We start from the raw sequence: 17429 nt of genomic DNA, 5'->3' as shown, positions 1-17429 counted from the left end.
TCCGATAACGCCTTCCGTACAGGCATCAGTGAAGCGCCACCGATTTCTCCCCAGCCCGGCGTCTGATCCCCGGCATCTCAAAAAGAGAATCAGCATATTTAAATTCTTCTCAACTATCCCGAAACCGTTATATAATGAAAAATACAGCAATAACCATTATACTTTAGGTACCTATTTAAAAAGGAAGTGATAAAATGCAATGCCCTTCATGTGGTGAACAAACGGCTGAAGGAAAGTTTTGCACTAATTGCGGAGCACAATTGGACGTTGAGCAGATGCATGATAAGGAAACAAGCACAGAAACCGACCATGATTCTGCGGGTGACCATTTTACAGAAGAACAAGAAAATTCAACAGAGGACCAGGAATATTCAGCGAAAAACAATGAGGCAATGGACAAACTGCAAACGATCGGCAGTGACTTTGGTCATTTCTTTGTCACCCTGGTTAAAAACCCAAGCGAAGCGAAAAAAGCAAACCATACAGACGTGATTTCCGGAATCATCATAATTGTTTTATCAGCTTTATTGTTAGCGGCAAGCTACCACTTTGTACTCAACGCTATTCCAGCAGGATTCTTCAGAAGTATTTCGTTTTTTGACAGTTTTATCCTGCCGATTATAATCTTTGTTCTGTTGGAATTCCTGATTGCGGGATTAACGTTTGCCGGTGCAAAGTTATCCGTACAGACGGTTACATTTCCTGATGTCATAGCCAAGTACGGTGCCTATTTAATTCCATTCGTTCTTTTATTCGCAGCAGGAATTATTTTTTCATTAATTGGGATATCGGCGCTTGCCGTGATACTGATTCTGATTAGTATTCTCGGATTAGTTCTGTTCATACCTACCTTTATTTTATTGGAACAGCCGGCAGAGGGTTTTGACCGGGTTTATGTATTACTGGTTTTATACATAATCACAATCCTGGCATTTGGCTTTTTCACCCAGTCCTTTCTCAGTGCGATTCTTGGCAGCCTAATGGACTCGATGTTCGGCGGTTTTTAAGAAGGTATTTTGACTGCAGTTTTCAGTAACTGCTAATTCGCAGCTGTGTCGTGTGAAATCATGATAGGATGACACTGAATTGTTTGATGTCGCACAGTTTCGGGGCGGTGGTGCGTCAAATCAGGGGTCGATGCGCGAAGTCGAAAGGGTGCTGCGCGAAATCACGCAGTTGTCGCGCGGAATTGGGGCTGCGCCGCGCGAAATCGGATGATTGTTGCGCGATATTTCCCCCTTTTCGCGCGAATCAGCACTTTTGCCGGACGTGCCATATCGCGCTAATGTTCCCATAAAAATACCACAGCAGCAGAGCTGTGCAGCCATGGGTTTTATATTTTCTTTTAAAAAAGCTCCCTGATCAGGAGCTTTTTTTCATCCAAAGAAGAAATCAAAAATATTACTGCCGGTCGAACTATTCTTATTGTAGAACTCCGAATAGCCACAGTTTTTGCATGATACAACGATGAACTGATTTTTCTGTACATCAAACATCTTGGATAAGCCTGTCCCGGTCATGGCTGCTTCATTCTGCTCAGCATCCGTGCTGCCGCATTTGATACATCCGCGATTATCTTCCATTCTTATCAACTCCTTATGATACTATACGAATTGGAAGTTATGATTGTTTCATCTTCGCCAAATTTTGCGGCAGCATTGCCATTACCTATTCTTCATACTTGTCATGATTTGGTGTAACACCCGTGAAATTCCCGTCCTGATCAGCTGCCAAAAAGCTTTCCTCATCGGTGACACTTCCGACATTCTCATCACTATTTGGATACATTTCATCATAATGATCACGGTCGCCATAAAAATCCGATGCTGTTTCCGATGTGCCATACCGGCTTACTTCCTGCCATGCATCTTCCGCATCGTATCCTGTTTGTTCCTCAGCGGTTATTTCATCCGGATTTATATTCGGGCTAAATACGCCTTCTTCTACAGGACGGTCAACCGGAGCATTATTATTATGTTCAGCATGCTCAAAACAGCGGTCTGCTGTAGGGACAGCCTCCAGCCGCTCAAATGGAATATCCGCTCCGCATTCTTTGCAGATGCCATATGTGCCATCCGCTATCGCATGAAGGGCTGCATTGATCTCTTTCAATTCCTGTTCCGCATGTTCATTCAGAGCGATATCCTTTTCACGCTCAAACATCTCCGTTCCCATATCTCCGGGGTGGTTATCATAACTGGATAATTCATCCATTGATTGTTTCGTCAATTCCAGCGACGTTCCGAAATGATCCTTCACCTGGGGGATTAACGCATTCTGTCGTTCCAATAGTATGTTTTTGCATTGTTTAAGCTGATCATTCGTAATCATAGCTGACAGCCTCCATTTTCTAAAAATGCATTGCTAATCATACTATGTGTCAATACAAATGAATGATACTTTAATTTCGCTTCCATATCATGTCAACGTGAGGAATCCCATCATCAAGATATGGTTCAGAAACTTGCCGGAACCCAAGATCTGCATAGAATTTTTTTAAATGCGCCTGAGCTTCGATTTTGATAACTGATTCATTCCATTGACCGGAAATATAATCAATCGCTTTTTGCATGATCAGACGGCCATAGTTACGACTGCGGTACTTTTCAGCAACGGCAACCCTGCCAATGGATGCCTCCTGGGACATGGTATTTTTTGGTAAAATACGTGCGTTAGCAACAATATCATGACCATCTTTCAAAAAATAATGAATAGCCTCCTGATCATGATTATCGAGTTCCGGATAATGGCATTCCTGCTCGACAACAAAAATATCCATCCGGAGTTTCAAAATGGCGTATAAGTCATCATTTGTCAGCTTCTGAAAAGCTTTTATGTACCAGTCCACGAACGTCCCTCTCCCCTTGTATCTGTCAATTTGTCTTTAATCATCAGCACGTTTCATTCATTCAGCGCTTTTTACTGGTTTTATCAGCCATTATCTCCTGTATTACAAATGCCAAATCACCGTTTTCGAAAACCTGTAGTATATTAAGCAGTGTCTGATCAGCAATTTCCTCTGATTCCTGCTTGGTGACCGTCAGATCCATTGCTTCCTTCAAAGCTTGGTTGTCCTTTTGATCTGGATAGGCGCGTTCATATAACACTTCGGGGTCAACATCATGATTGATGCACCACTGCGCGAAAACGAGAATCATCATCTTTTCATCCTGTTGATAGCTTTCAATTACTCTTTGCTCGATGTCATTTCTGTCCATATCATTTGCCCACCTTTCGCAGCATAAAAACCCACATAAATGACAGTGCTTGTTGCAAATCCAGCGGCAAATCCCTGTAATGATGTTCGCTGACACCATTTTTAAATACGCCAAATCCATCTGCATAGTCAAAGCCAATTTCCAGGGCAAGCTGCTGAAATTCCCATGGCATCATGGTATTGCAAATCGTCCTTTCCCCGCGAAGCCTCGAATAGCTGTTCATTCTCGGCCCTGCTGTCGGTCCTAAGATCCCGGCAAATAGTATTCCGTTCGTTGTCAAAACACGGTCAAATTCCTTTAAGACATCTACAGGCGATTCTGTCCACTCAATCACATTAATAGCCATGACACTATCTATACCGTTATCTTGTATGGGTAAATCGATTACGTCCCCTTGAGAAAAGAAAATGTCTTCCTGATGAAGCCGTTTTTTGGCAAGCCTGATCATTTCACCGGATATATCCACTCCCGTCACATGATAGCCTGACTGATACAGCTTAAAGGAACCATATCCATCACCACAGCCTACATCGATAATGCTGCTTTCTGGCTGCAAATGCTCTTCAATAAATGGTGTGATATTTTTCCGGCTGCCGTTGTCCCACATTTCCACACTACGCTGGTTCCAGAAGTCTGCTCGATTATCCCACTGAAACTCAGCCTCCTTATGCCAATGGCGCTCATCTGCCATACAATCCCTCCAATCGGTCAAGTCGTTCATTATTTATCCTAAACAAAAAAGGCTTACCTCACAAAGAGATAAACCTTTTATTGAATCGTCATTATTAACGACGCGTTACGTTTGCTGCTTGTGGGCCACGGTTGCCTTCAACGATTTCGAATTCAACATTCTCACCGTCTTCAAGTGTTTTGAAGCCCTCTTGATTGATTGCTGAGAAGTGAACGAATACATCGTCTCCCTCTTCGCGCTCAATGAAACCGAATCCTTTTTCAGCGTTGAACCATTTTACTGTTCCAGTCATCATATTAAATGACCTCCTTATACAAATATGTGCAAAGTAATTGAACCTTAAATACTTTTACACCACTTGTTAAAGAGATCGTAAAGTATTACTAATTTCAATTCCGTTTGCTTATTGCTACTTTACTACTTATCGCAGGAAAATGCAAGTGTTTTTGAAAATTAGTTCGGGAAATTTCTGCTTCTGGCAAAAAACGTTTAAACGTGATAAAATATTTCTCTGCAAGATTATAATAAGTTATCCACTGCATTTGTATCTTGCAAATATAAATGGTAGGTGGTAAAAATGGAAAATAATCAGGATTATCGGGTACTGCTCTATTATAAATTCGTCCCGATTGATGACCCGGTGACCTTTTCGGAAGAGCACCTGGCCTTCTGTCAGGACCTCGGACTCAAAGGACGGATTCTCGTGGCACATGAGGGTCTGAACGGAACGGTATCCGGTACGGTCGAACAAACGCAGAAATATATGGAAGCCATGCATCAGGATTCGCGCTTTGCTGACATGACCTTCAAAATTGATAAACATGATCGGCATACCTTTAAAAAGATGCACGTCCGCCATCGTCAGGAAATTGTCAGTTTGAAATTAAACGATGAAGAGGATGTCAACCCGCTGGAAAAAACAGCTAAATTCCTCTCACCGAAAGAATTTTATGAAGCGATGCAGGATGAAGAGACAGTTATTCTGGATGCACGCAACGATTATGAATATGACCTTGGACACTTTCGCGGGGCAATCCGGCCGGACATTGAAGCATTCCGCGAACTGCCTGACTGGATTCGCGAAAATAAAGATCAGTTGAAGGATAAAAAGGTGCTGACCTATTGCACCGGCGGTATACGCTGTGAAAAATTCTCCGGCTGGCTGATGGATGAAGGCATTGAAGACGTTAATCAGCTCGACGGCGGCATTGTTTCGTACGGTAAAGATTCGGAAGTGCAAGGTAAGCTCTGGGACGGCAAATGTTACGTCTTCGATCAGCGTATCTCGGTGCCAATCAACCAAAACGAGCACGTCGTTGTTGGACGGGATTATTTTGACGGAGAGCCTTGCGAACGCTATGTCAACTGCGCCAATCCTTCATGCAACAAACAAATCATCTGCTCGGAAGAAAACGAGCATAAATATATGCGCGGCTGTACCCATGAATGCCGGGTAAGCCGGGATAACCTGTATGTCCGGGAAAACAATTTATCTCAGGAAGAAATTGACCGTAAACTTGCAATCATTGAAGAAGAAAAACAAGAAAAACAGGAAGCTTACTAAGCAAACAGGAAAAGGCCATCCATCTGCAACACGTTTGGATGGCCTTTTTTAAATGTTATTAAGGTTGACTGCTTTTAATAATTTCCCCACCCCCGTTCAGCTTGAAGAATTAGAAAAAATAAATTCGCATAAAATAACAAAAACTTTCGACTGAAGGCTTTATGTATTATAATTGAAGAAGGAGGTGCCGTATATGTATAAATTAAAGGTTAAGGACGGAAAAGCAATGATGAAAAAGCTGTGGTAGGCTATAATGGCGTCAATTATGAATTGGAATCAGTGCTTAATTTATTAGAAGAAAAAAACAAACACGGTTCTTCTATAAGTGAGACTGAAATTCAGCAGTTTGAAGCAGATTCTAAAATAAGAAAAATGACTGCGTGTTCAGAACAGGATATAGAGCAGGGTAAAGTGCTATCTACAAAAGAAGTTATCGAAAAGGTTAGAAATGGTAAAATTTAGATGAAAGTTGAATGGACCGAAACAGCTTCAAATAAACTCTCCGAAATTAAAAGCGAACTCTACAGCGAACAGGAAACCGCAGAATATAAAGTACAACTCATCCTGGAGATCGAAAAAACAATCCTCCAAACAGGGTGTTTATTTCCTTCCCGAAACTATAAAAACAGAAATTATGTTAAAGTAAAACCTAATATCATTTCCTACAAGTATTATCCGAACAAAGAAATTTACTTAATCGTCGCGTTTCAGCATCAACGCCAAAATAAAAGATATTAGTCTCGGCGGATGTATTTTCTAATGGCCTCCCCATACCTGAAACTTCAATCAAGTGGGTCATTTTTCCATACTGATTGAAGAGGAACAATGGCTAAAGACGCAACGTCCTCGAAAAAGGAAACCACTTTTACTTTCAAAGATGTATCGCCGAAGTTTTCCTTGTCCTGTGCGGGGTCCTCCTGCAATCTGCATCGTGTAGTCCCGAACAAAATCGGACATTTAAAGAAAGTTAGTTGCCACTGTTCTTTGGCGGTTTACTATCTGTTACACGCGGAATAAAGACACAAATACTATTGATCCAATTTTTTGACAACAATTGGACCACCTTGTTATTCTTTACAAAAAAGGGGGCGTTTTCCATTAGTGTTTATGAATTCTCAGCAAAAACAATGGATAGGGAGGAAAAGTCACTGGCTGACTATAAAGGACAAGTACTCCTAATTGTCAACACTGCCAGTGAATGCGGGTTTACCCCGCAATTTGACGGTCTACAAAAGCTTTATGATACGTATAAAGATGAGGGTCTGGTTATTCTGGGCTTTCCGTGTAATCAATTTAACAGCCAGGACCCAGGGGATGATGCGGATATTCTTGACTTTTGCCAAAGCAACTACGGCGTCACCTTCCCCATGTTCAGCAAAATTGATGTCAAAGGCGAACATGCACATCCATTATTTGTGTACCTGACACAACAGGCAAAAGGTATGATGACCAGACAAATAAAATGGAACTTTACCAAATTCCTGATTAATCGAAATGGTGACGTTATAAGCCGCTATGCACCACAAACAAAGCCGGAAACCCTTCAACAGGATATTGAAGAAGCACTGCAAAGTTGAAAATGCTGTCCCACCATTTGACCGGGACAGCATTTTCGTGTCCGGAACATGTTTGAGTTTCCGGAACATGAAAAAAATCGGGCGGCTGCAAACAGCGCTTGATTTTTTCATGCTTTAATAAGCTCGTGCCCAGTAAACCGGTTCTGTTGCCTCTCTGATGCAGCATACGAAAGAATTCGAAACTTTCTCCTGTTCAAGCAGGATCATTCAAGAGATCAGCGCTCCAGTTAAAAGCAGAAATCGATCACATTTAAGCATGAGAAGCCACTCATGATTTTTGTTTTTTCGCGTTGCATTCTCTATGAACGTTCAGGAAATTCCTTTCAATAAACAGTATTTTTGCATAAATTCAGCGAAAGATATATATAATGATATATACAAAAGTTTCTCGAGGTGATATAATGGTATCAAAAGGAAATAAGGGGGTCAATCACATGACGACTGTTCAAAAATGGGGCGGCAGTCTTGGGGTACGCATTCCTAAGTCAATAGCAGATCGTTTCGGTGTGCAGGACGGCTCCAAAGTGAATGTAAAAGCTGACGAAAAAGGGATCTTTATTGAGCCAGCCGATGATGAGCCAACGCTTGAAGATCTTTTGGCGCAATGTGAAGGGGGTAATCCCCACGAAGAATTTTTCAGCAGACCAATGGGGAGGGAAGAAATTTAATGCAATGTCCAGACCGAGGGGATTTCATCTTTTTAGATTTTGACCCCCAAGCAGGAACAGAGCAAGCAGGACACAGACTCGCAATTGTGCTTTCACCAAAGCGTTTTAATGAGGTCACAGGCTACGCAACGGTTTGTCCGGTCAGCCGAACAGATAGAAAATGGGGTTTCCATATCCAGATTCCAGATGATGCGGTAGTCGGGGGAGTAGTCATTGCCGATCAAATGAAAAACTTGGATTGGAGAACGAGGAATGCACGAATCGCAGGACAAGCACCTAACAACCTTGTCAATAGAGTTGTTAAGGTGATACATACTTATATATGAAGAAGGTCAAAAATAAAGTATATTCATATAATGAATTGTTTTTCTTCACAATACGGGCACTTAACAACATTATTTAAAGTAAATGACTTTTTCAGCGTATCAAATCAACTCCAGGAAGTATGACAGTTGTTACATACAAAGCGTATTAAATACATGCTTGGGTTAAGGTTAGCAGTATCCATACCACTCACTGTTTTTGTTTTCTTTTTAAGAGATTCATTTGATTACGCTTCTATTGTTTATGTTTCATCTTTATTTGTTTTAATATTAATACGTTATTTGCACTTCAGAATTTGATAAAGAGAGTAAACAAAAATTAGCAAACCTGCTCTTAGAGGAATAATGTCTTTTAAACAGCGAAATAATTAATAGCATGTGAAACCACATAAGGTTTTCACATGCTATTTTGTGTGGTCATATGCATTTAAGCTTCAAACACCAACTGCTTAATAAGCTCTTGCCCAATAAACCATCTCTTTTGCCTCTCTTCCGCAGCATACACAGGAATCCGAAACTTCCTCCTGTTCAAACGGAATACAGCGGGATGTGGCAGACGTTTCTTCCTTAACTTTTTCCTCACATTCCGCATCGCCGCACCACATCGCCTTGATAAAGCCTGGATTCTCTTCCAAAGCTTTTTTGAATTCATCCATAGTAACAGCCGTCGTGGTTGCTTCTTCACGGTGTTCCAGCGCTTGATTGTACAAGTTCCGCTGCACTTCTTCCAAGAGAGCAGGCAGCCGCTCTTCCAGTTCAGCTAGTGGAACAAATTCCTTTTCACCAGTATCACGGCGGACCAGCACCACTTGGTCGTTTTCAATGTCTTTCGGCCCCATCTCAATCCGGACCGGGATTCCTTTCATTTCATACTCATTGAATTTCCAGCCCGGCTTCTTATCACTGCCATCGATATCAACACGGACAAGATTTTGCAGACGGTCACGCAAGTCATACGCCTTGTCCAGAACACCTTCTTTATGCTGGGCAACCGGCACAACCATTGCTTGAGTCGGTGCAATCCGGGGCGGAATCACCAGGCCGCGGTTATCGCCATGCACCATTATGAGTGCGCCCATAATACGTGTGGACATGCCCCATGATGTCTGATGGATCGGTTTTTGATCACCATTTTCATCGAGATAGTTAATATCGAACGCTTCAGCAAAACCTGTTCCAAAATAATGCGACGTCCCGGACTGTAACGCTTTGCCGTCGTGCATCAGGCTTTCAATTGTTAAGGTATAATTCGCGCCGGCAAATTTCTCATTTTCGGTCTTTTTACCGTGCAAAACAGGTATAGCCAGATAATCCTCAGCAACATCCGCGTAAATCTGCAGCATGCGCGCTGTTTCCTCTTCTGCATCTTCACGTGTCGCGTGCGCTGTATGCCCTTCCTGCCATAAAAATTCAAGCGAACGCAGGAAAGGACGGGTTGTTTTTTCCCAGCGGACGACATTGCTCCACTGGTTGTACAATTTCGGCAAGTCACGATAGGAATGGATGTTTTTCGAGTAATATTCGCCGAACAGTACTTCAGATGTCGGCCGGACACAAATCCGCTCCGCCAGCTCTTCATCGCCGCCATGGGTTACCCAGGCAACTTCGGGAGCAAACCCTTCAATGTGGTCTTTTTCCTTTTGCAGCAAGCTTTCCGGAATGAACAATGGGAAGTATACATTGGAATGGCCGGTTTCCTTAAACTTCCTGTCCAGTTCATCACGGATATTTTCCCAGATGCCAAAACCGTATGGCTTAATAATCATCGTTCCGCGTACTGTTCCATAGTCCACCAATTCCGCCTGTTTGACAACGTCTGTATACCACTGCGCGAAATCGTCTTCCATCGCGGTAATTTTTTCAACAAATTGTTTGTTTTTAGCCAACTAAGACACTCCTTCAAAAAATATGTGGAATTTCTATGTTAAAAAATCCTCCGTCCTGAAATAAGGGACCGAGGCCTGGTGGTACCACCCTTGTTTGCAGCCGACCAAACGTACTGCACACTTCATGACATAACGGTTTAAACCGCGCACATCTTTTGGCAAAAGCCATCCTGACGGCGAACTCAGAGGCAGGTTCCAGTTATGTCTTGGAAATTCACACCAGCCATTTCCTCTCTGTCAAAGACATACAAGCTGACTTATCCTCATCAACGTTTCATATATTATATGTTTAAATATAAAAGGATACCCTTGCAAAGTCAAGCATTAACAGGTTTTTCATATTTGGAAAACATGATCGACTTTGCCTCGGCATAGCCTACAAACGTGAAACCTGTATCACGATAAAATTGATTCAGTCGCGGATTGTCTGCAATACAGTCCAAACGAAGCACGCTGCCCGCAGCATTAGCTAAAATCCAATTTAATAACTCCCTGCCTAAATTCAGGTGACGATAGTGTTTATCAATAGCCAACCGGTGCAAATAAAGGGCGTTATCGTCACGGTTTCCCCATACGCTTTTGTCCAGATCGTTCTGTTCTTTTGAAAGATTGAATGTCGCAATGGCATTGAACTGACTATCTTCTACAATATAGGTTGTCCCTTTTGTGATGTCTTTGTTGATCTCCGCAGCTGCTTCATCCGTCAAATAAACATCCCACTGATGAATGCCTTTCTCAATCAGCCAGCCGGCCGCATCACGCAGAATTCTGATGATGGAATGTGCATCGCTTTCGTCAGCCTGTCTGACTGTAAAATTGTTAAAGTACTTGCTTTTAAAAACTGATCCCATCAGTAATCCCCCATTTACAACATGTAATTATTTGAAAGGAAGATGGATTTATCAACCGGAAAAGCCAGGCTTCACGTCGCCTGGCTTCTCCTTAACCTTATACCACTTTCGCACCCAATGTATCTGTAAAATGGCCGAGTGCCCAGTCATGCCCCACCGCGTTAAAGCTTGCAACAGCATCCTTATGCACGACAATGTTAAAGCCCTTATTGTACGCATCGATGGCGGTATGCAACACACAAATATCAGTACAAACACCGACGAGATGGATTTCCTCAATTCCCCGTTCACGAAGTTTAATCTCCAGATCGGTACCGGCGAAAGCACTGTAGCGTGTTTTGTCGAAGTAATAGACATTGCTTTTGTCCTTATGTTCCGCATAAACGGATGCTAGCGATCCATACAGCTCCTGTCCCTCTGTACCAATAATATTGTGCGGCGGGAACAGTTCTGTCTCAGGATGTAAGGTGTCACCTTCCTCATGTGCATCAATTGCAAAAACGACAAAATCCCCTGCATGAATAAAATCCCTCGTAATCGAAACGATATTTTCCTCAATAGCCTGTCCCGGTTTACCACACGTTAACCGTCCTTCATCCGCCACAAAATCAACCGTATAATCCACATTGACTAACGCTCGCTTTCCCATCCATCCCTCTCCCCTTTATCAATTTTTGCTGTACTGTTTTGATATTTCTCTTGCACGCGTCAGTGATGCTCCCCGCACAATTTTGATTCCATCCCGAACGTTTCAGCAGCTCCTCGCACGGTTTGGGACCCATCGCACGCTTAGGCACTTCGCTCACAAGTACTCGGAACAGTTAATTCAATCAAAGCTTTTCCACTTTAATCTTATGTGCTTCACCTTTCATGCGCTCTGCCGCATGATACGTCGGCCCTACCATATCAGTATAAGTGAAACCATATTCAATCGCCGTCGTGACAAAGCTTTTCGCCAGACGAACCGCTTCCGGCATCGAATAACCTTTTGTCATATAGGCTGTAATCGCCGCCGAATACGAACAGCCTGCCCCACTCGTGTTTTCCGTATCAACCCGCGGTGCTTCAAATGCGGTCAGTGTCTCACCATCGTACAGGACATCAACCGCTTCACCTTTCAACCTGCCGCCCTTAACCAGTACATATTGTGGTCCCAGATCGTACAAATCGATGGCGGCTTGTTTCATATCATCAACTGTTTTTAAGTTCCGTCCATCCAACAGATACGATGCTTCAGGTACATTTGGTGTAATAACATCAGCCATTGGCACCAATCGTGACTTCAAAACATCAATGGCATCATCTGCGAGCAATTTCGAATCAAGTTTCCCCACCATGACCGGATCGACTACCACTGTTTTCTTATCTGAAGCGGCAATCAAATCTGCTGCTTTTTCAATAATTTCCCTGGAAAACAACATGCCTGTTTTGAGTGCATCAGCACCAACCTGCTTCATCGCTGTGGCAAATTGTGCCTCGATAGCTTCCAGTGTTTGCAAGTGAACGTTTTTATCTGTTTCAGGATGCCGCGCAACAATAGCTGTCACAACACTCATCCCGTAAACGTCCAATTCCTGGAATGTCTTCAGATCTGCCTGGATGCCGGCGCTTCCACCAGCTGCAGAACCGGCAATTGTGATAACGCGTGATGGTAGATTCATTCTGAAAAATCCTTTCTGCTGTTAGAATATGATAACGATAAAGAACCATACAATCATCACCAATTGGATAACGACCTTGGCGATTGCACCACCCAAAAATCCAATTAATGATCCGATGGAAGCACGTACAGCTTCATCAAATGTTTTCGCCTGCGTTAATTCAATGACAAGAACGGTTATAAATGGAATGATCAGAATGCCAAAGGGCGGCATAATAAATGAACCGATGATGACAGCAATGGCAGCACCGCGCTCACCCCACTTGCTGCCGCCGTATTTTTTGACAAAATAGCTGTTGGCGATGATATCCGATACGATCAGAATAACCGTTAATACAGCCATTGCTATCCAAAAAAACCAAGTCAATTCATCGGCATTAATGACAAAATGATAAAGCAGGAAACCAACCCAAAGCACTAACGGGGATGGAATAATCGGAAAAATAACACCTGCAAAGCTTGCGATAAATAGTACAACGATAATAATCCAAACGATAATGTCCAGCATTGCGGCCTCCTGGTTCTAAGGCTGTTTTCGAAACATACTTGATATTTTTGTTTCTTCCTTATTGATGATACGTTTATAATTCTCCATATGTTTCATAATACTCATGACCGATAATAGCACAACAACCATCGTCGGTTCGATTCCAAAGAACAGAAAAGTCGTTACCAAAAATGAAACATACATGAATGAAACGCCAACAACCAAATAATCGGTTGCCAATGTGAATAAAAGTAAAATTCCGATTCCAATGACTGCTATCTGCCAATCAACAGCAAGCAGCACACCGATCAACGATGCCGTACCTTTGCCGCCGCTGAACTTCATGGTAACGGGAAAATTATGACCGATAATGATGAACAAAGCATTAATATATACCAATAATGTTTGTTCCGGCCCGGTGATCCCCTGGCTTTCCAGAATATATAATACCAGTAATATTGATAATGTCGCCTTAAAAATATCGATAAGCGCAACCAGAATACCATATTTCCAGCCCAATAATATCGTTGTATTGGATGCGCCGGAATTTTTGACACCTGTCTTCTTAATATCCATTTTTTTATATTTACCAACAAGCTGCGAACCGTGAACACAGCCAAACAAGTAACCAATCAAACTTACAATCAATACGTACACCATATATCCCCTCCCCTTTATCTTATCTTATATTCAGACATCTGTAACTTCAAGACAATTATTTTTGAAAATCATGCCCCTTTTTTCCGATTTCTTTCGATTGTAATGATAGAAGGGATAATTACCGGATATTCGTTCTTAGCGTGTTTTGCAGTGTTTCAAACCCATGATGGAGAAGGATGACTCATGTTTTGTTATTCGGGCCCATGTTGACTGCGATGAGCCCATGTTTTCGTTCTACGGCCCATATTGGCTGCCGATGCGCCCATATTTCCGGTTTCGGGCCCATATTGACTGCCAACCAGCCCATGTTTTCGCTTTTGGGCACATATTAGCTGCCAACTCGCCCATGTTTTTGGTTTCAAGCCCATATTGACTGCTAACGCGCCCATGTTGCATTCACGCCCATAATTGCTGGCTGTATATGTTATCATTTCAGTGGAAATCTATTCTCAAGGAGACTGCAAATTTTGAAACGGTACCGGAAAGACATCTCTGCATGGATCATTATTATATTAGTTTTAATAGCATTGCTCTTCCTATATAACCAATTCCAAACAGACCGATATCTTGACCAAGGAGAGGATGCTTCACTCCCGGAAAACCTTGATCCGGTCGTCACCAAAAAAACAAAGGAGCTGGTTGAACAAGCTGCCGAAAAAGATATTGATGTTGCCATTACAGAAACCGTACGCAGCATCGACGAGCAAGATGCATTATATGAGCAAGGCCGAGCAGATGATGGGAATATTGTCACCTACGCACAAGGCGGCGAATCTTACCATAACTATGGGCTTGCAGTCGATTATGCTTTGTACAATAATAATGGCGACATGATTTGGGACATTCATTATGATGGCAATAACAACGGTGAGTCGGACTGGTTTGAAGTTGCCGATCTGGCAAAAGAACTGGGATTCGAATGGGGTGGAGACTGGGAAAATTTCAAAGATTATCCGCATTTACAAATGGACTTCGGGTTAAGCATCGAACAATTAAAACGGGGACTCCGCCCGAAGCATGAAGAATCCGATGAATGAGGCAACATTCTGTACATGGTGTCAAAATCGATTTATACTATAATTAGTTTGAATTCAAATTAGTTTAATTCAAACTAAATTTCATAATTGAAAAGAGGTCATTTCCATGGAACTAAAAGGCATCCATCATGTATCAGCCCTTACAGCAAATGCTGCAAATAATTACCATTTCTACACCCATGTTTTAGGTATGCGCTTGGTCAAAAAAACAATCAACCAGGACGATCCATCTGTTTATCATCTTTTTTATGCTGATGAGATCGGTAACCCAGGAACGGATTTAACTTTTTTTGAAATACCACGGGCAGGCACAACTTACCATGGAATCAGCAGCATATCCGGAACCTCTCTGCGTGTTCCAACTGATGACGCACTGACATATTGGGAAAAACGATTGAACGAATATAACGTAGACCATGATGGGATTACCAAACAGGGTGAGCGCAACGTCATTCATTTCCGCGACCCTGAAAACCAGCGATTAACACTTATTTCTGATGAAACAAACTCAGGGGTGAAAGGTGGAAAAGTTTGGGATGATAGCACTGTCCCAGGTGATAAAGGCATCATCGGTCTCGGGCCTGTAAAACTGACAGTGCGCGATCCTGAGCCAACCATCAAGGTGCTGACGGATCTTTTAACGTTCTCCCAAACCGGAAGCTATCCATCACCGGTCAACGGCCAGGCTGACATACGTGTTTTCACAACTGGCGAGGGCGGAACAGGTGCAGAAATTCACCTGGAAGTGCGTGACGACCTCCCGGAAAGAGAACGGCCCGGCCGTGGAAGTGTTCATCATGTAGCATTTCGTGTCGATAATGAAGTGGAATTGGCAAAATGGAAGGATCGCATTCAGGCAGAACGCATTCCCAATTCCGGATTAGTGGATCGCTTTTATTTTAAATCGCTTTATTTCAGGGAGCCAAATGGCATCTTGTTCGAATTGGCAACAGATGGTCCCGGATTTACGACAGATGAAGAGATCGAACATCTCGGTGAATCACTGGCACTTCCACCTTTTTTTGAAGATCGGCGCGAGGAAATTGAAGCCAGATTAAATCCGCTTGATACAAGCAGACCGCACTGAAGAAGTGCGGTCTTTTACTATTATATTGGTTCCTTCACGCATTTTGTTTCTTTTGCAAGGCTAATAGCTTCACAGAAATTCACAGATAAAATGATATGGTGATGTCGTCTAATCAATCCGGTTTTAAAAATCGAAAAGAAAACATAAAATTTCGGATGATGTTTTCAATATGGAAATCGGCTAACTCGCCGATTTCTTCCAATCCGACTTCTGACCTCATGTATCTGAAAAGACGCGTCAGCGTTTTTCCGATACATGACATATTTCCTGGTTACAAACATAATTCATTTGTAGGCCTCTATCTCGACAAAAATTTATTTGAATTTTCTGTAATAATTGTGAAATTTGAGCATATACAAGAAATGAAAGCTATTTTAAAGCATATTACGGTATATTCAATTTTTATATGTTTGAGCGAAATTTACGCGGTTAAATTCCTAATTATCAAAATTTATCGCATTTGAATCAATGAACGATACCTTATACCATTATAATATAACTTTTTTACAAACTTTCCCCGCAGTTTTGTTGTTCAATAACTAGTAAAAAAGTAGTGGACATACGTTTTCTTATTAACGGATATTGAACACAGCTACTACCTAACGGGTTATTTTCATTAAGGAAAGAGAAACAAGTATATGGGCTTTTCACCCAGCGTCAACGTAACCCTTTATACTTAAAAAATTTACGGGAGGTCATTTAGGAGATGAAAAAACTATTACTTACTTCGATTTTCGGTATCTTTCTTGTTGTGCTTGCTGCGTGCGGCGGAGGTTCTGATGATGCAAGCGGCAGTGACAATGGAGATGGCGGAAGTGAAGGCGAATCAGGCGGCGATTCAAGGCTTGCCGAAATTCAGGAAGCAGGAACCGTTACAGTTGGATTTGCGAATGAAGAACCATACGGTTATCAGGGGGAAGATGGGGAACTGACAGGTGCATCACCGGAGATTACGGCAGCGGTATTTGCAGAACTGGGAGTGGATAATGTTGAAAGTAAACTGTCAGACTACAGTCAATTAATTCCGGGTCTGAATGCAGGTAATTTTGACGTCATTACTTCGGGAATGGCTATAAATCCGGATCGGTGTGAAAACGCAGATTTCGGCGAACCGGAAATGACGTATGGGGAAGGTCTGGTTGTACCTGCGGGCAACCCGATGGATCTGCAAAGCTATAGTGATATAGCCGAATCAGGTGCCACCGTATCCATCATGTCCGGTGCAACTGAAATCGGGTATGTACAGGAGATGGGTGTATCTGAAGACCAGATACAGGAAGCTTCCGATATCCCTTCTACATTTTCAGCCGTTCAATCCGGCCGTGCTGACGTAACAACGGGTACGGAAATGACATTGCGAATGGCCATGGAAACAGCCAGTGACGATGTCGAATTTGTAGAAGACTTCGAGCAGCCGGATATTGAAGGTGTCCCAAGCTATGGTGCTGCCGCTTTCCATCAGGATAACGATGAACTGCGTGAAGCATATAATGAAGAACTGCAAAAGCTGATTGACGATGGAACCGTGGCTGAAATTCTGGAACAGAACGGCTTTGATCCTGAGAATAACGCACCACCGGAAGATATCACGACTGAAGAAATCTGCAGTGGTGAAAAATATTAAGCCAAGCATAAGAATATACTTTTAAATATCCCTGCAACGACTCCATAGGGTCCGGCTCCCTCACCCAGGGGGTCTGACCCTTTTATTTTAAATAAG

Annotated in this window: 22 protein-coding genes and 1 other annotated feature; of the genes, 9 read left to right on the top strand and 13 right to left on the bottom strand. The window is 42.5% G+C overall.

The genetic code is table 11. The features are described from left to right. Positions 1-194 precede the first annotated feature (194 nt). Entirely contained in the window at positions 195-1007 is an 813-nt protein-coding gene (locus Len3610_RS17915) for a zinc ribbon domain-containing protein (protein WP_176449145.1), read from the top strand. Between the two features lie 369 nt (positions 1008-1376). On the opposite strand, the gene Len3610_RS17910 is transcribed toward Len3610_RS17915, so the two are convergent. From Len3610_RS17910 to Len3610_RS17885, 6 genes are all read right to left on the bottom strand, one after another. Then, positions 1377-1583, bottom strand: coding sequence for a zinc ribbon domain-containing protein (locus tag Len3610_RS17910; protein ID WP_176449144.1), 207 nt, complete (start codon positions 1581-1583; stop codon positions 1377-1379). Between the two features lie 85 nt (positions 1584-1668). Then, positions 1669-2331, bottom strand: a complete 663-nt coding sequence (locus Len3610_RS17905) for a TraR/DksA C4-type zinc finger protein (RefSeq protein ID WP_176449143.1) — start codon at positions 2329-2331, stop codon at positions 1669-1671. 70 nt (positions 2332-2401) lie between these two features. Next, complete coding sequence (locus tag Len3610_RS17900) at positions 2402-2848, bottom strand: GNAT family N-acetyltransferase (RefSeq protein ID WP_176449142.1); 447 nt, start codon at positions 2846-2848, stop codon at positions 2402-2404. Positions 2849-2909: 61 nt separating this feature from the next. Beyond that, complete coding sequence (locus tag Len3610_RS17895; protein ID WP_176449141.1) at positions 2910-3218, bottom strand: hypothetical protein; 309 nt, start codon at positions 3216-3218, stop codon at positions 2910-2912. Position 3219: 1 nt separating this feature from the next. Beyond that, positions 3220-3909: a class I SAM-dependent methyltransferase gene (locus Len3610_RS17890; protein ID WP_176449140.1), complete on the bottom strand. Its 690-nt coding sequence runs from the start codon at positions 3907-3909 to the stop codon at positions 3220-3222. A gap of 94 nt (positions 3910-4003) precedes the next feature. Continuing rightward, positions 4004-4201: a cold shock domain-containing protein gene (locus Len3610_RS17885; protein WP_303700421.1), complete on the bottom strand. Its 198-nt coding sequence runs from the start codon at positions 4199-4201 to the stop codon at positions 4004-4006. A 285-nt stretch (positions 4202-4486) separates the two neighbouring features. Here Len3610_RS17885 and Len3610_RS17880 point away from each other — a divergent pair, with 285 nt between their 5' ends. From Len3610_RS17880 to Len3610_RS17855, 5 genes are all read left to right on the top strand, one after another. Beyond that, entirely contained in the window at positions 4487-5473 is a 987-nt protein-coding gene (locus Len3610_RS17880) for an oxygen-dependent tRNA uridine(34) hydroxylase TrhO (protein ID WP_176449138.1), read from the top strand. Positions 5474-5713: 240 nt separating this feature from the next. Then, positions 5714-5935, top strand: a complete 222-nt coding sequence (locus Len3610_RS17875; RefSeq protein WP_176449137.1) for a hypothetical protein — start codon at positions 5714-5716, stop codon at positions 5933-5935. A gap of 635 nt (positions 5936-6570) precedes the next feature. Then, on the top strand, positions 6571-7050 hold the full coding sequence (locus Len3610_RS17865; protein WP_176449740.1) for a glutathione peroxidase: 480 nt from the start codon (positions 6571-6573) through the stop codon (positions 7048-7050). Positions 7051-7484: 434 nt separating this feature from the next. After that, positions 7485-7718, top strand: coding sequence for an AbrB/MazE/SpoVT family DNA-binding domain-containing protein (locus Len3610_RS17860; protein WP_176449135.1), 234 nt, complete (start codon positions 7485-7487; stop codon positions 7716-7718). Then, on the top strand, positions 7718-8044 hold the full coding sequence (locus Len3610_RS17855) for a type II toxin-antitoxin system PemK/MazF family toxin (protein WP_176449134.1): 327 nt from the start codon (positions 7718-7720) through the stop codon (positions 8042-8044). Before Len3610_RS17860 ends, Len3610_RS17855 begins: the two co-directional genes overlap by 1 nt. Positions 8045-8490: 446 nt before the next feature. Here Len3610_RS17855 and proS read toward each other — a convergent pair whose 3' ends face one another. From proS to Len3610_RS17820, 7 genes are all read right to left on the bottom strand, one after another. Beyond that, entirely contained in the window at positions 8491-9888 is a 1398-nt protein-coding gene (gene proS / locus Len3610_RS17850) for a proline--tRNA ligase (protein WP_217994070.1), read from the bottom strand. 99 nt (positions 9889-9987) lie between these two features. Then, positions 9988-10206 (bottom strand) — a binding site (T-box leader). Positions 10207-10244: 38 nt separating this feature from the next. Beyond that, positions 10245-10778: a GNAT family N-acetyltransferase gene (locus Len3610_RS17845; RefSeq protein WP_176449132.1), complete on the bottom strand. Its 534-nt coding sequence runs from the start codon at positions 10776-10778 to the stop codon at positions 10245-10247. A 97-nt stretch (positions 10779-10875) separates the two neighbouring features. Then, positions 10876-11427, bottom strand: coding sequence for a cysteine hydrolase family protein (locus tag Len3610_RS17840; protein ID WP_176449131.1), 552 nt, complete (start codon positions 11425-11427; stop codon positions 10876-10878). 181 nt (positions 11428-11608) lie between these two features. Then, on the bottom strand, positions 11609-12439 hold the full coding sequence (gene thiD, locus Len3610_RS17835) for a bifunctional hydroxymethylpyrimidine kinase/phosphomethylpyrimidine kinase (RefSeq protein WP_176449130.1): 831 nt from the start codon (positions 12437-12439) through the stop codon (positions 11609-11611). A gap of 21 nt (positions 12440-12460) precedes the next feature. Further along, positions 12461-12946 carry a DUF456 domain-containing protein gene (locus Len3610_RS17830; RefSeq protein WP_176449129.1) on the bottom strand — a complete coding sequence of 162 codons (486 nt, stop codon included), beginning with the start codon at positions 12944-12946 and terminating at the stop codon, positions 12461-12463. 15 nt (positions 12947-12961) lie between these two features. Further along, entirely contained in the window at positions 12962-13582 is a 621-nt protein-coding gene (locus Len3610_RS17825; protein ID WP_176449739.1) for a glycerol-3-phosphate acyltransferase, read from the bottom strand. 194 nt (positions 13583-13776) lie between these two features. Next, positions 13777-14016 carry a hypothetical protein gene (locus tag Len3610_RS17820; RefSeq protein WP_176449128.1) on the bottom strand — a complete coding sequence of 80 codons (240 nt, stop codon included), beginning with the start codon at positions 14014-14016 and terminating at the stop codon, positions 13777-13779. A 36-nt stretch (positions 14017-14052) separates the two neighbouring features. On the opposite strand from Len3610_RS17820, the gene Len3610_RS17815 reads away from it, so the two are divergent. The 3 genes from Len3610_RS17815 to ehuB all read left to right on the top strand — a co-directional run bounded on the left by Len3610_RS17815 (position 14053) and on the right by ehuB (position 17333). After that, positions 14053-14622: a M15 family metallopeptidase gene (locus Len3610_RS17815; RefSeq protein WP_176449127.1), complete on the top strand. Its 570-nt coding sequence runs from the start codon at positions 14053-14055 to the stop codon at positions 14620-14622. 106 nt (positions 14623-14728) lie between these two features. Then, complete coding sequence (locus Len3610_RS17810; RefSeq protein WP_176449126.1) at positions 14729-15709, top strand: ring-cleaving dioxygenase; 981 nt, start codon at positions 14729-14731, stop codon at positions 15707-15709. 706 nt (positions 15710-16415) lie between these two features. Further along, positions 16416-17333 carry an ectoine/hydroxyectoine ABC transporter substrate-binding protein EhuB gene (gene ehuB, locus Len3610_RS17805; protein ID WP_176449125.1) on the top strand — a complete coding sequence of 306 codons (918 nt, stop codon included), beginning with the start codon at positions 16416-16418 and terminating at the stop codon, positions 17331-17333. The last annotated feature ends 96 nt before the right edge of the window (positions 17334-17429 follow it).

It is taken from the genome of Lentibacillus sp. CBA3610 (genome assembly GCF_013373365.1).
In the GTDB taxonomy this organism is placed as follows: domain Bacteria; phylum Bacillota; class Bacilli; order Bacillales; family Amphibacillaceae; genus Lentibacillus.
Note: the sequence above shows the minus strand (reverse complement) of the source record. Positions and strands in the feature narration are given on the sequence as shown.

Bases quoted from the DNA above. Each gene is read 5' to 3' on its own strand.
- Len3610_RS17915 (WP_176449145.1), top strand. From the start codon at position 195: ATGCAATGCCCTTCATGTGGTGAACAAACGGCTGAAGGAAAGTTTTGC.
- Len3610_RS17910 (WP_176449144.1), bottom strand. From the start codon at position 1,583: ATGGAAGATAATCGCGGATGTATCAAATGCGGCAGCACGGATGCTGAG.
- Len3610_RS17905 (WP_176449143.1), bottom strand. From the start codon at position 2,331: ATGATTACGAATGATCAGCTTAAACAATGCAAAAACATACTATTGGAA.
- Len3610_RS17895 (WP_176449141.1), bottom strand. From the start codon at position 3,218: ATGGACAGAAATGACATCGAGCAAAGAGTAATTGAAAGCTATCAACAG.
- Len3610_RS17890 (WP_176449140.1), bottom strand. From the start codon at position 3,909: ATGGCAGATGAGCGCCATTGGCATAAGGAGGCTGAGTTTCAGTGGGAT.
- Len3610_RS17885 (WP_303700421.1), bottom strand. From the start codon at position 4,201: ATGACTGGAACAGTAAAATGGTTCAACGCTGAAAAAGGATTCGGTTTC.
- Len3610_RS17880 (WP_176449138.1), top strand. From the start codon at position 4,487: ATGGAAAATAATCAGGATTATCGGGTACTGCTCTATTATAAATTCGTC.
- Len3610_RS17860 (WP_176449135.1), top strand. From the start codon at position 7,485: ATGACGACTGTTCAAAAATGGGGCGGCAGTCTTGGGGTACGCATTCCT.
- Len3610_RS17855 (WP_176449134.1), top strand. From the start codon at position 7,718: ATGCAATGTCCAGACCGAGGGGATTTCATCTTTTTAGATTTTGACCCC.
- proS (WP_217994070.1), bottom strand. From the start codon at position 9,888: ATGGAAGACGATTTCGCGCAGTGGTATACAGACGTTGTCAAACAGGCG.
- Len3610_RS17845 (WP_176449132.1), bottom strand. From the start codon at position 10,778: ATGGGATCAGTTTTTAAAAGCAAGTACTTTAACAATTTTACAGTCAGA.
- Len3610_RS17840 (WP_176449131.1), bottom strand. From the start codon at position 11,427: ATGGGAAAGCGAGCGTTAGTCAATGTGGATTATACGGTTGATTTTGTG.
- thiD (WP_176449130.1), bottom strand. From the start codon at position 12,439: ATGAATCTACCATCACGCGTTATCACAATTGCCGGTTCTGCAGCTGGT.
- Len3610_RS17830 (WP_176449129.1), bottom strand. From the start codon at position 12,946: ATGCTGGACATTATCGTTTGGATTATTATCGTTGTACTATTTATCGCA.
- Len3610_RS17820 (WP_176449128.1), bottom strand. From the start codon at position 14,016: ATGATAACATATACAGCCAGCAATTATGGGCGTGAATGCAACATGGGC.
- Len3610_RS17810 (WP_176449126.1), top strand. From the start codon at position 14,729: ATGGAACTAAAAGGCATCCATCATGTATCAGCCCTTACAGCAAATGCT.
- ehuB (WP_176449125.1), top strand. From the start codon at position 16,416: ATGAAAAAACTATTACTTACTTCGATTTTCGGTATCTTTCTTGTTGTG.